At 65.8% G+C, this 12,261-nt stretch carries 11 protein-coding genes; 5 read left to right on the top strand and 6 right to left on the bottom strand.

Going from position 1 to position 12,261, the window contains the following annotated elements; genetic code table 11:
• The first annotated feature begins 1 nt into the window (after position 1).
• On the top strand, positions 2-958 hold the full coding sequence (gene hemF / locus VWP12_RS03815) for an oxygen-dependent coproporphyrinogen oxidase (RefSeq protein ID WP_410474682.1): 957 nt from the start codon (positions 2-4) through the stop codon (positions 956-958).
• Positions 959-1,034: 76 nt separating this feature from the next.
• On the opposite strand, the gene VWP12_RS03810 is transcribed toward hemF, so the two are convergent.
• From VWP12_RS03810 to VWP12_RS03800, 3 genes are all read right to left on the bottom strand, one after another.
• On the bottom strand, positions 1,035-1,838 hold the full coding sequence (locus VWP12_RS03810; protein ID WP_410474681.1) for a thermonuclease family protein: 804 nt from the start codon (positions 1,836-1,838) through the stop codon (positions 1,035-1,037).
• Positions 1,839-1,926: 88 nt separating this feature from the next.
• A complete protein-coding gene (locus VWP12_RS03805) occupies positions 1,927-2,175 on the bottom strand; it encodes a type B 50S ribosomal protein L31 (RefSeq protein ID WP_410474680.1) in 249 nt (82 codons plus the stop codon).
• Between the two features lie 419 nt (positions 2,176-2,594).
• Positions 2,595-3,311 carry a ComF family protein gene (locus VWP12_RS03800; protein ID WP_410474679.1) on the bottom strand — a complete coding sequence of 239 codons (717 nt, stop codon included), beginning with the start codon at positions 3,309-3,311 and terminating at the stop codon, positions 2,595-2,597.
• Positions 3,312-3,353: 42 nt separating this feature from the next.
• Here VWP12_RS03800 and VWP12_RS03795 point away from each other — a divergent pair, with 42 nt between their 5' ends.
• Together VWP12_RS03795 and bioB are read left to right on the top strand one after the other, a co-directional pair.
• Entirely contained in the window at positions 3,354-3,785 is a 432-nt protein-coding gene (locus VWP12_RS03795) for a hypothetical protein (RefSeq protein ID WP_410474678.1), read from the top strand.
• Positions 3,786-3,790: 5 nt separating this feature from the next.
• Positions 3,791-4,789, top strand: coding sequence for a biotin synthase BioB (bioB, locus tag VWP12_RS03790; RefSeq protein WP_125198065.1), 999 nt, complete (start codon positions 3,791-3,793; stop codon positions 4,787-4,789).
• Between the two features lie 219 nt (positions 4,790-5,008).
• Here the strand turns inward: bioB and VWP12_RS03785 are convergent, their stop codons facing one another.
• Positions 5,009-7,327 carry a DUF255 domain-containing protein gene (locus VWP12_RS03785; RefSeq protein WP_410474677.1) on the bottom strand — a complete coding sequence of 773 codons (2,319 nt, stop codon included), beginning with the start codon at positions 7,325-7,327 and terminating at the stop codon, positions 5,009-5,011.
• A gap of 121 nt (positions 7,328-7,448) precedes the next feature.
• On the opposite strand from VWP12_RS03785, the gene pap reads away from it, so the two are divergent.
• Positions 7,449-8,954 carry a polyphosphate:AMP phosphotransferase gene (gene pap, locus VWP12_RS03780; protein ID WP_410474676.1) on the top strand — a complete coding sequence of 502 codons (1,506 nt, stop codon included), beginning with the start codon at positions 7,449-7,451 and terminating at the stop codon, positions 8,952-8,954.
• Between the two features lie 37 nt (positions 8,955-8,991).
• Here pap and VWP12_RS03775 read toward each other — a convergent pair whose 3' ends face one another.
• Positions 8,992-9,549: a DUF305 domain-containing protein gene (locus tag VWP12_RS03775; RefSeq protein ID WP_410474675.1), complete on the bottom strand. Its 558-nt coding sequence runs from the start codon at positions 9,547-9,549 to the stop codon at positions 8,992-8,994.
• A 742-nt stretch (positions 9,550-10,291) separates the two neighbouring features.
• On the opposite strand from VWP12_RS03775, the gene VWP12_RS03770 reads away from it, so the two are divergent.
• Entirely contained in the window at positions 10,292-10,942 is a 651-nt protein-coding gene (locus tag VWP12_RS03770) for a TonB C-terminal domain-containing protein (protein ID WP_410474674.1), read from the top strand.
• Between the two features lie 230 nt (positions 10,943-11,172).
• Here VWP12_RS03770 and rlmM read toward each other — a convergent pair whose 3' ends face one another.
• The gene (gene rlmM / locus VWP12_RS03765; RefSeq protein ID WP_410474673.1) at positions 11,173-12,240 is read right to left on the bottom strand and encodes a 23S rRNA (cytidine(2498)-2'-O)-methyltransferase RlmM; all 1,068 of its coding nucleotides are present in this window, start codon (positions 12,238-12,240) and stop codon (positions 11,173-11,175) included.
• Positions 12,241-12,261 lie beyond the last annotated feature (21 nt).

Below are 12,261 nucleotides of genomic sequence, written 5' to 3'. Positions count from 1 at the left end.
CATGGCGGACAACCAGGCCGATACACAGGCCGACCTCCAGGCCATTCGTGACTACCTCATCGACCTGCAGGACCGGATCGTCGCCGGCCTCGAAGGTCAGGAAGACGGCACGCGCTTTCTTCACGACGACTGGAAACGTCCGCCGGGCGATCACCTCAATGGCGAGGGCCGCGGCCGCATCCTCGAGGACGGCTCCACCTTCGAGCGTGCCGGGATCAACTTCTCGCACGTGACCGGCAACAAGCTGCCGCCCTCGGCCACGGCCCACCGACCAGATCTGGCCGGCGGCTCGTTCGAGGCGATGGGTGTCTCGCTGGTCATCCATCCCCGCAATCCCTACGTACCCACCTCACACGCCAACGTGCGCTTTTTCCAGGCACAGAAGGAAGGGGTCGAGCCGGTGTGGTGGTTCGGCGGCGGGTTTGATCTCACGCCCTACTACGGCTTCACCGAGGACGCGGTGCACTGGCACGAACAGGCCGAGGCCGCCTGCCGGCCCTTCGGTGACGACCACTACCCGCGCTTCAAGCAGTGGTGCGACGAGTACTTCTGGCTCAAGCATCGAGCCGAGCCGCGCGGCGTGGGCGGTCTGTTCTTCGACGACTACGGCGCCGACGGCCAGGTCGACTTCGACACCGCCTTCGGCTTCATGCGCTCGGTGGGCGATCACTACCTGCCGGCTTACCTGCCGCTGGTGGAAAAGCGCAAGGACACGCCCTATGGCGAGCGCGAGCGCGCATTCCAGGCCTACCGCCGCGGGCGCTACGTGGAATTCAATCTGGTCTATGACCGCGGCACGCTGTTCGGGCTGCAGTCCGGCGGGCGCACCGAATCGATCCTGATGTCGATGCCGCCGCGCGCCGACTGGCGCTACGACTACCACCCGGAGCCCGGCAGCGAAGAGGCACGTCTCTACGACGAGTTCCTGCGCCCGCGCGACTGGCTGGCCGAACGCTGACCCGATTGCCGCACTCCGACGAAAAAAGGGCGAACCCGGTTAGGTTCGCCCTTTTTTCCTTCCGTTTGCCCGCTCGTCAGTCGAGCCGCTCAAGCGCGTGCGCCGAATCCACCGGGATGAACCAGTCCTGGTAGCGGTTGCTGTGATGCACGATCCAGCCACGCGCCCGCAGTTCCTCGCCTTCCAGCGCGTCGAAATCCCAGCCGGGGAAACGCTCGAGATCGGCCTTATCGATGCGCACGGCCACCCGACCCTCCAGGTTGAGCCAGATATTGCGCCGGCTTTCGCCCACCGACTCCACGCGGCCGCGGACGATCGCCGCGCCCTGCACGTGCTCGGGAATGCCCCGGGCCGACGGCAGGCCCGGATCGTAGGCGGGCAGTGACCAGATGCCGCGCTCGTCCTGCCGCGCGCGTTGCTCGCGGGCCATGAGGCAGTCGGCCAGTTCCAGATTCGGGGCGACGAACACCGCCATCGCCATGCCCTGCTCGAGCAACCGCGCCTGCACCGAGCGCCCGTCCGGCAAGTAGAGGTAGGACAGCCGGCGGCCGTAGCGGTCCTCGCCCTCGGTGGCATCGACCACGGTCACGCGGTTGCGCGACTCGGCCAACAACGCACGCAGGGCCTGCTGCGCCTCGCGGGCCATGGGCTCGTCGTCCGCGCCGTCACGCCCCAGCTCGGGGGTGTCGATGCCAACCAGCCGCACCCGGTCACCACTGGACAGCCGGACGGTATCGCCGTCGTTGACGTAGCTGACCGTGGCCGACTCGATCGACAGTTCGGGCGGCGGGGCACAGTCACCCGAGGGCGGCTGCGGCGGCTCCTCGGCCACGCAGCCGCTCGAGACGACCAGCGCGGCGAGCAGCCAGCTCAGCCCCATCGAGCGCACACGAAAAAGGGCACCGGGAAAACCCGCGGTGCCCTTTTGCTGCGTCCGGCCGTTTGGCGGGAACGCGACCATGTTGATCTTACTTCTTCTGGCCGTAGCGGTTGCGGAACTTGTCCACCTGCTTGGCCATGCTGCCCTCGGAGCGCTTGCCCGTGAAGAACGGGTGGCTCGCGGAGGATACGTCGATCTTGACCAGCGGGTACTCGTTACCGTCTTCCCACTTGATGGTCTCCTTCGACTTCATGGTCGAACGGGTCAGGATGGCGAAATCCGCCGCGACGTCCTGGAATACCACCGCCTGGTAGTTCGGGTGAATGCCTTCTTTCATCTCGATTCTGCCCCTGGTAAAGGTTCGAAAGTTGGGTCGGATGCCGCCGGGGCCGCATCTCAGGTTGATCGTCTTCGGGTTCGCCCCTGGCGGGGCCGCCGTCCCATCGCATCGCACCGGGATTTGACAATCACCACGGGCGTACGCGGCCGGGACGGCCAAGGCGCGAGATTCTACCCAAACTCCCGGCACGGCACAAGCCACATTTGCGCGTGCTTGGGGCAGGAGTCTGGTCGGCTTCTGCCGCCCAGACTCCTAGACCGGATATGTCATGAATCCGCGTGAAGATCGCGCAGAGTGTTGGTCGCACACGGGTTTTTCTGACGGAGTGCCGTATCAGGGAATACGGTCGACGGAAGAAAATCCCGTGTGCGGTCAACAAGCTAGCGAGGGCGCGTGGATTTCATGAAATATCCGGGTTAGGGCGTGCGCGCCAGCGCCCAGATGGACACGGCTCTCGCGCCACCTAGCCGCAAGGCCGCCGCCAGCGCCTCGGCACTCGCGCCGGTGGTCAACACGTCATCGACGATCGCGACCCGTTCGGGGATCGGCCCGTCGGCGACAAAGGCCCCACGCAGGGCACCACGACGGGCACGGGCCGCAAGCTCGGTCAACGAGCCGGTATCCCGCACCCGCCGCACCCCGCGACGCAGCAACGGCACGCCGGTGGCGCGGGCCAGCCCGTCGGCCAGCAGCCAGGCCTGGTTGAAACCGCGTCGACGGCGCTGCCTCGGGTGCAGGGGCATGGGCACCAGCGCATCGATTCTCGCCGCCTCCTCCTGCCCGGCGACGGCCTCGATCAGCGTGGCTTGCAACAGCGGAACGACGCTGAAATCCTGACGGTACTTGAGCCGGTGGATCAGCGCGCGCACCGCCGGATCGAGATCGACCGCCGCGACCACGCGTTCGAACGGTGATCGCCGACCGACACAGGCCGCACAGGTCTCGTCCCCCGCCCCGGCGGCTAGGTCGCCAGCAAGGATCAACCCGCAGGTTCGGCAACGTGCTTGGCCCAGCGCGGCGCGCCATTCGCGGCGGCAGTCCGGGCACAGACCATCGGCATCGACGGTATCGAGGCGGCAGAGATGACAGGGCGCGTCGAACCAGCGCCACCGTCGCGAGGGCATCCATTCCATGCTAATCTGCATCCCATACGCATATTTAGAGGTCGTTTCATCATGAGCCACGATGCATCCGCCGAAACGTTCGACACAAACGACGAGCACACCCCGACCCGCATCTCCGGCAAGTCGGCCCGGCGGGCCGCCACCTGGTTCAACTGGGGCAACATCGTCGCGATGATCGTGCCGCTGCCGCTGGCGATCTTCTGGACCGGCCTGTCCATGCTGGTCTACGCCCTGAACAAGCACCACCCCAACCCCAAGGTGGGCTACTACACCCAGTGGGCCGCCTATCGCTTCTACGGCGTGGCCGGCACCGCGATGGTAGTCGCCGTGTTCGCCCCGCCGAGCCTGACCTTCTACCTGGTCCTCTGGGTGATCGCCGCGGTGATCCTGATCCCCTGGTCGCTTTACGACCTCTACCGGATCAAGCAAGATACCTGGGAAGATTCCTTCACCGAACCGCCCGAATCGTTCGAGGATAACTGATTCCCATGACCCGCCCGCGCTGGAGCAAGCAACAAGCGCTCGACCTGTTCGCCAAGCCCTTCAACGACCTGCTTTTCCAGGCCCAGACGGTGCATCGCGAGCACTTCGACCCCAACGCGGTCCAGGTCAGCACCCTGCTATCGATCAAGACCGGCGCCTGCCCGGAAGACTGCAAGTACTGCTCGCAGAGCGCGCGCTACGACACCGGCCTCGAGCGCGAGCGTCTACTGCCGCTCGACGAGGTGCGCACCGCCGCCCGCCGGGCGCGCGAGAAGGGCGCATCGCGATTCTGCATGGGCGCGGCCTGGCGCAACCCCACCGATACCCAGCTCGAGCGGGTGATCGACATGGTGCGCGTGGTCAAGGAGACCGGCATGGAAGCCTGCGTCACGCTCGGCATGCTCAAACCCGAGCAGGCCGGCCGCCTCAAGGAAGCCGGGCTCGACTACTACAACCACAATATCGACACCTCGGCCGAGTTCTACGACCAGGTAATCACCACCCGCTCGATCGACGACCGCCTCGAGACGCTCGACCACGTGCGCGAGGCCGGCATCAACGTCTGCTCCGGCGGCATCCTCGGCATGGGCGAATCGCGCGAGGATCGCGCGTCGTTTTTGACCACGCTGGCTAATCTCGAGCGCGCGCCGGAATCCGTGCCGCTGAACATGCTGGTGCGCATCCCGGGCACGCCGATGGCCGACGTCCCGGCGCTCGACCCGATCGAGTTTATCCGCACCATCGCCGTGGCCCGCATCCTGATGCCGAGCTCGCACGTGCGCCTGTCCGCCGGCCGCGAGGGACTGAGCGAGGCGATCCAGGCCTGGTGCTTCTTCGCCGGGGCCAACAGCATCTTCTACGGCGAGAAGCTCCTGACCACCGAGAACGCCGACGCCGCAGCGGACGAGGCGATGTTCGAGAAGCTCGGCCTGACCCCGCTGATCCCCGACGGCTGCCAGCTCGACGAGCCGGCCGACAGCCAGCAGGCCTCCGTCTCGGCCTGATCGGCAACGACACCACGGCCATCACGGGCCGCGACTGACCACCCGGTCGGCCGCGGCCCGTTTGGTTTGGCACCCCGAGAAATCGAAGCCCCACTGTGGGAGCGGGCGCCGTAGGAGCGGCTTTAGCCGCGATGCGTAGGGGAAGGAAGGCTTTCTCCCATCGCGCCTGAAGGCGCTCCTACGCTTTCTCCAACCGCACGGCAAAATCAGCCCGGCCCGCTATTCGCCACCCCGTTCGACCTCGACCTCCACCTCGTCCGGCGCGAGACACACCTCGTCATCGCAGGCCTGCAGATCGAGGCGCAGGCGCGTCGGCATCTCGCCGGTCACGGGCACCCGCAACTCGAGCACCCCTTCGTAGACATCGATCGCCGAGCGGGCGAACTCGGCGCGAAAGGGCTTGCCCTCGGGGTAGTCGATCGGCCCGATCTCGCCATCCAGGGCGGTGACCCGGGTCGGCACCAGGAAGTCCTCGCTGGAGGGGTTGGCATTGATGTGAAAGCCCTCGTCGATGGTGATACGCACGACGATGGCCGCACCGCCGTCGGCCGCGCGCGCCTCGACCTCGACGTGATCGCGCGTCTCGCCCGGCCCGCCGGTGGTCTCGGTCGCCTCGGCCAGTCGCGCCGCCTCGCGCGTCACCACCTCGGCACGTGACGGCCGGGCCAGCGCCCCGACCAGGAAACCCCAGTCGGTCGGCGCGGCATCGACCTCGGCCGCGAACCCCGCCAGCGCGCGCACGGCCCGCTCCTGGCGCGCCGCATCCTCGAGCACGGTCCCCAGATCCAGCAGGAACACCACCGCCTGCGAATGCCCCGATGGTGCGGCGTCGTCACCCACCAGCGGCGGGCTAAGCGGCAACCCGCCACCCGATTCCGGCGGGCGCTCATGCAGCCGCCCCGACTCGTCGAGGTAATCGCGTTCGATCGTCGCGGCGATTCGCTGGGCGCGGAACAGCCAACGGATATCGTGGCTCGATCCGTACAGCGCCAGCATCAGGCGACCGGCAGCCGCGTGATCAGAAAGAAATGCCTCGCCGGAGACCTCGCCTTCGTAGACCTGCCGGTACAGGTGCTGCTCATCGGCATCCCAAAGCCTCGCCCAGAGCCAGTCACCCACCGCCTGCGCCCGCTCGTGCCAATCGCCCCGGTCGAGCGGCTGGGCGGCTGCCAGCAGCCCCAGCCCGGTCAGGGCATTGAACTCGGCGACCTGCTTGCGATCGCGCTTGGGCAGACCGCGCTCCTGGCGCGCCTCGAGCAGGGCCGCGTACTCCGTCTCGAACCCGGCAATTGACTCCGCCAGCCCGCCCTGCTCGAAGGCAGCGCAGGCCCGCCCGACGGCCAGGTTCACCGCGCCGCCGTCAGGCAACTCGTGATCGATCCGGCTTTCCGGCAAGCCGGCCAGCTGGTGCCAGTCGAGGAAGGCCTCGGCATCCTCGCCGAGCACCGCGCGGATCTCCTCGGCGGTAAAGACGTAGCTCTTGCCCTCGATGCCGTCGAGCTCGGCGTTTTCCGCGGTGAAATAGCCGCCCTCGTCCGCCCACAGCCGACGCTCGAGATAATCGACGCTGCGCGCGGCGACGTCATCGAACCAGTCCTCGTCCAGCCGCTGCCCGGCCCGCGCGTAGTGACCGACCAGCTGGGCGTTGTCGACCAGCATCTTCTCGAAGTGCGGAATCGCCCACTCGGGGTCGACGGTGTAGCGGTGGAACCCGCCGCCGACGTGATCGAACAGCGCGCCGATGCTCATCGCCGCCAGGGTCTGGCGCAGCATCGGTTCCGCCCGCGCGGCCTGGTCGTCACCATCGAGCGCCGAGAGCAGCAGCGCCAGCCTGGGCGACTGCGGAAAGCGGCTCGACTGCCCCGGCGGGGCGAAGCCGCCCACCAGCGGGTCGAACTGGCCTTCCAGCGCCTCGATGGCCCGCGCCCGCCAGTCGGCCGGGTCGATGCGCTCGGGCGCGAGACTGGTATCCGCGCCCTCCCTGAGCGCCTCGGCCGTTGCCTCGGCCCGCTCGATCAGTGGCTCGCGGTCCGACTGCCACTGGTCGGACAGACGCTCGAGGAGCTGCGGAAAGCTCTCGCGGCCGGGCAGCGGCTCGGGCGGGAAATAGCTGCCGGCGAAGAACGGCTCGAGCTCGGGGGTGAGAAAGACGTTGTTGGGCCAGCCGCCGCCCTCGCCCAGCGCGCGTGTGGCGGCCATCAACACCCGGTCGAGGTCGGGGCGCTGCTCGCGGTCGACCTTGATGTTGATGAAGCCCTCGTTCATCGCCGCGGCGATCTCGGGGTCCTCGTAGAGCTCGCGCTTGGCGACGTGGCACCAGTAGCAGGTGGAATAGCCCACCGAGACAAAGATCGGCTTGCCCTGCTCGCGGGCCAGCGAGAGGGCCTCTTCACCCCAGGGATACCAGTCGACCGGATTGTCGGCGTGATCGCGCAGGTAATCCGAGGCGGTATCCGCCAGGCGGTTCTCGGCGGTCGCGACGCCGATCGTCCATCCCAGCAGGGCCAGCGACAGCAAGAGCGGGGGCAATCGACTCATGGGAGCAGCTCGTTCGAGGGTAGAGTTCGAGAATGGCACAGCCAGGCGGGAAATGCGGGGTCGGGCAGGCGACGGCCACAATGCTAGGCTTGCCTCTCTTCCTCCTCATGCTGGACACCACATGTTCGAAGCCGCCGAACTGGGCCGCCGCCTCTCCAAGGCCGATTTCAAGGACGCCGTGCCGTCCTTGCGCCTGCAGCTGCTCGATGCCCAGCGGCGGGCGCGGGCCGCCAACCTGCCGGTGCTGCTGCTGATCAACGGCGTGGCCGGGGCCGGCAAGGGCGAGCTCGTCAACCACCTGCTCGAGTGGCTGGATTCGCGCGGCGTGCAGACACACGTGTTCTGGGACGAGACCGACGAGGAGAAGCAGCGCCCGCGCTGGTGGCGTTACTGGCGGGCGATGCCGGCGCGCGGCGAGATCGGCGTACTGTTTGGCGGCTGGTATCAGCGCCTGATCGAGGATGCCCGCCACGGCCGCCTGGAGGAAGACGGTGTCAGCGGCGAGCTCGAACGCATCCGCGAGACCGAGCACATGCTGATCAACGGCGGCGCGCTGCTGGTCAAGTTCTGGTTCCACCTGCCAGCGCGTGAACAGGCCCGCCGGGTCAAGGAACGCCGCAAGGACCCCACCAGCCACTGGCACATGGCCCCGGAAACGGCCAAGGAGGCCAATCACTACGACCAATTCATCGAGATCGCCACCCGCGTGGTGCGCGAGACGGATACCGGCGAGGCACCGTGGTTCTTGATCGAGGCCACCGATCCGCACTTCCGCGACCTGACCGCCGGCAAGACCCTGCTGCGCGCCATCGAAACCCGCCTGGCAAACGGAGCCCACGAGAACTCCGTCAAGGTCTCGCACTCGCCGGCCCTGCCCGAGGCCGACAGCGCCCGGCGCACCATCGTCGACCACGTTCCCGACGATCTCGTGCTGGACAAGGACGACTACAAGCATCGAAAGCGGTCGCTCGACGCCCAGCTCAACCGCCTCGGCTGGCAGGGCTTCGAGGCGCGCCGGCCGGTCGTCGCCCTGTTCGAGGGCTGGGACGCCGCCGGCAAGGGCGGGGCCATCCGCCGGCTCACCGAGGCGCTCGACGCCCGCCTCTACCGCGTGATCCCCATTGCCGCGCCCACCGACGAGGAGGCCGACCACCACTACCTGTGGCGCTTCTGGCGACACGTGCCGCGCGACGGCTACTGGACCATCTTCGACCGCTCCTGGTACGGCCGGGTGCTGGTCGAACGGGTCGAGGAATACGCCGCCCAGCCCGACTGGGCGCGCGCCTATCACGAGATCAACACCTTCGAGGAGCAGCTCGCCGAGCACGGCGTCACCCTGCTCAAGTTCTGGCTCAACATCACGCCCGATGAGCAGCTCAAGCGCTTCGAGGCCCGCCAGCAGACGCCCTACAAGCAGCACAAGATCACGCCCGAGGACTGGCGCAATCGCGACAAGTGGGACGACTACAAGGCCGCGGTCAACGAGATGGTGATCCGCACCTCCACCGAGTACGCGCCGTGGCACATCATCCCGGCGAACGACAAGCGCTACGCCCGGATCGAGGTGATGCGCATCGCCGCTGAGGCGGTAGAGCAACCGTCAAAAAGAAAGCAGGAGAATAAGTAACCCCACCGCAAGGCCACGAATCAGACGATGCGTTCGCTCACTTCATCGCCTCTTCGATCTTGCGCTCCATTTCGGGCGTCACCTCGGTGGAACGAGGTGGAAGGCTGGCACCGCCCCGCTCCCCGTTTTCATCGATATCGTCCAAGAGCCGCTTCATCAACTCGATCTCGCGGACCTGCGCGGCGATGATCTCGTCGGCCAGTTCGCGTACGCGTGGATCGCTGATATCTGCCTTGCGCGCGTTGTTTATCGCGATCGAGTGGTGGGGAATCATCGACTTCATGAAGTCGTCATCGTCGATCAGCATCTGACCCCTGTTCACGGCCAGCAGCAACACGCCCACCAGGGCCGCCACGACGACGACCGAGATCTTGGTCTTCAGCCCCTTGTACATCGGCCACATGAAACCGAGCATCACCACGGCCATCACGCACCCCATCAGCAGGGAGGCCGTCAGGCGGTTCAGGCTGAACGTAGCGTGGTCCATCGAGAAGACCAGCTGGTACATCAAGAAGAACATGACGAAGGTCGACGTCGCGATCATCGCCGTAAAGCGCCCCCAACTCATGCCGGACATCTGCGTTTTCTGACTCATTACGGGTCCTCCGTCGCATATGACATGTAGCCTGGTTCTAGACACCGACAAGCACTCAAAGTGCCGAAAACCACACAGACATGGCGCCCGCCATGCACCATCACCCAGAGGGTAGACCGCGCCTTTCGCATCGACCGAGATGGGTAGGCGTTTGGGTGCGGGCCTTGTTCGCGAAGGCCGTGTCAGTGGCCGTTCCGTTGCACACGGCGGTCACGCGTGGCTTGGGTAACACGTGTTTGTGCCGCTGGTTGATATTTCGCGCGCCGGTTGCGCGAGTAGGTATGGAGTCGGCGCCGTGCCCGGCGCACGAGGGTATTTTCTTGCTTGTCCAAGAAAACACCCGAAAAGAAGGACACCCCGGCGCATTGGCCCTTCGGGCCTGATCGCCGCGGATGAGATCCGCGCCGATCAGCCTCGCAAACGAGCGATTGCGGACGGGTCGGTTCGACGCGACGTCGTGTCGCGGCGAACCTCGGGCTCGCGTCCATGCGAGCCCGACCCTGCAATCCCTCGCTCGCGAGGCAAGGCACAAGGGGGACCAGCGCTTCGTTTCACCTCACGACAATTGTCGAAAATGACACACTCTTTGCAGAAGAGTGCACGAGATCACGAGTGCCAGGCAATCGACAAAAGAACGACAAAACGGCGGAAAGAGGGTTAATAACGAGATAAAATGTTAAGCACCCTCCTGCCCCATTAAGCAAATGTTTTCGCAACAAAAAGCCACGGAAGAGCTTCCACTATGCACCTCAGTTTACTCACCGCTTACATCACCGTCGCGCTCGTAACCGTAATCAACAATCCAGCCCTGGCGACAGAGGCTATGGATACGCGAAATGCAATTAAGGCCTGCAAACAACTCGAGAAGTTCGCATCCCGCACGGCGAACGACCGATTCGTAAAGGAAATCCCACTATCGGATGCTTTGCTCGAAGTAGCGGGCGATCCGACGCGCGAGGCAATCGTGCTTGAGGCGTACACGAAAGGCCCCAGGGAAATCGGCAATGGGGGACGAGGCTTTGGCGAACATGTATTCCGTCGATGCTACGCCGGCGCCAACTCACCAGACGACGGTCGAACAACACAGGAGATCCTTGCTGAAAACAAGAAGATGAAACACCAAGCCCTTTCCCACTGGGCCATGGCCGTGCAGAAAAAACTACGCGACAACTGGAAACGTCCCGATGACGCCTCCGTCGGCTGGACATGCACTGCGACGATATGGATGAAGGAGTCCGGTGAAGTCAAAACAATCAAGATCGAACGGTGCGATGGAACGAGCTCCTTCAAGGATTCAGTCCGTTCCGCTATCGAGTCCTCGTCTCCACTCCCCCGCCCTGCAATTAGCTCCATCTGGCAGGAAAAGATCCGCCTCAACTTTAAACCGGAATAGGTGGCAAGCCAGCCATACGGTGTCCCACTTGAATTGAGAGCGACAGCACTTCGTACTTGCCGGGAGACGTATCGGAGAAACCCCATTGCATCCTGTCTCGGGGCCGGTGGATGGCTCAGGGCCGGGGCGACATGGACGGCGCTCCGAGGCGCGCCTGGCATGGCGTCACCCCGCAAACCACCGAGCGACAACGGCGTGCGAAACCAAAAACAACGCCTGACGAGAGACGACTACGACACTCGTCGCAAGTAAGCCGTCACCTCATCCCGATCGTGATACAGCTGCCGAATATCCAACTCGAACGGCACCTCGGCTGCAACCAACCGATCCTCGATCAACTCCCGACACTCCATCACCGCCTGCTGGCGCTTCTTCATCGGCAATTTGAGATTGAAGATCGCGCGGCGGCAATCGCCGCGCGCCATCCAGTCGGCCATCAGCGCCGCCACGCGGATCGGTTTTTCCACCATGTCGCAGACCAGCCACTCCACCGGCCGCTCGGGGCGGAAGGTGAAGCCGTCCTCGCGACGGTGCTCGACCTGGTGGGAGGCGGCCAGCTCTTCCGCCATCGGGCCGTTGTCGACGGCCGTGACCATCAGCCCGTCGCGCACCAGCTGCCAGGTCCAGCCGCCGGGCGCGGCCCCGAGATCCACGGCCTCCAAACCGGCGCGCAGCAGTTCCTGGCGCTCGTCGGGCGAGAGGAAGGTGATCAGCGCCTCCTCGAGCTTGAGGGCCGAGCGGCTGGGCGCGTGCTTGGAGAGCTTCAGGCGCGGGATGCCCATCGGTCGCGGTGCCGCCTGCCCCGGGTGCGACCAGCCGGGGATCACGGTGGTGGAATCGGTGAACGTCAGGTGAAGTCTTGGCAGCTCCCGGTTGCCCGGCTCGAGCAGCCCGCGCTTGCGCATCGACTGCTCCAGCGGCTTGGTGAACTGGCGGGCCAGTCGCATCAGCGGCCGGGTCGCGTCGGCATCCGGCGTCTCCACAAAAACGCCGCCGAACACCTGCCCGTCGAGCGCGGCGAGGATCGGCCCCAGCCGGTTGTCGGGCGGCAGGTCGGCCAGCGGCTCGCCCGCGAGGCACAGCTGCCGGGCAAAAATCAGCTCGTCGAGTGCAAGCGTCTCGAACCACTCGGTCAGTGCCTGCGCGTCGTGGGCGATGAAGGTGAGATACCCGGTATCGGCCTTGGCCTTGCAGTACCCATGCACGCCAGCCTCGGCGGCGACGGCCTGCACCTGGGCGGCGCAGTCGCCCTCGTAGCCGGCACGGGTGAGAAACAGAACTTGGTTTGCTGAAAACATGGCGGCTAGTGTAGTGCTTCG

This window comes from Guyparkeria sp. TX1 (assembly GCF_046523965.1).
In the GTDB taxonomy this organism is placed as follows: Bacteria; Pseudomonadota; Gammaproteobacteria; order Halothiobacillales; family Halothiobacillaceae; genus Guyparkeria.
Note: the sequence above shows the minus strand (reverse complement) of the source record. Positions and strands in the feature narration are given on the sequence as shown.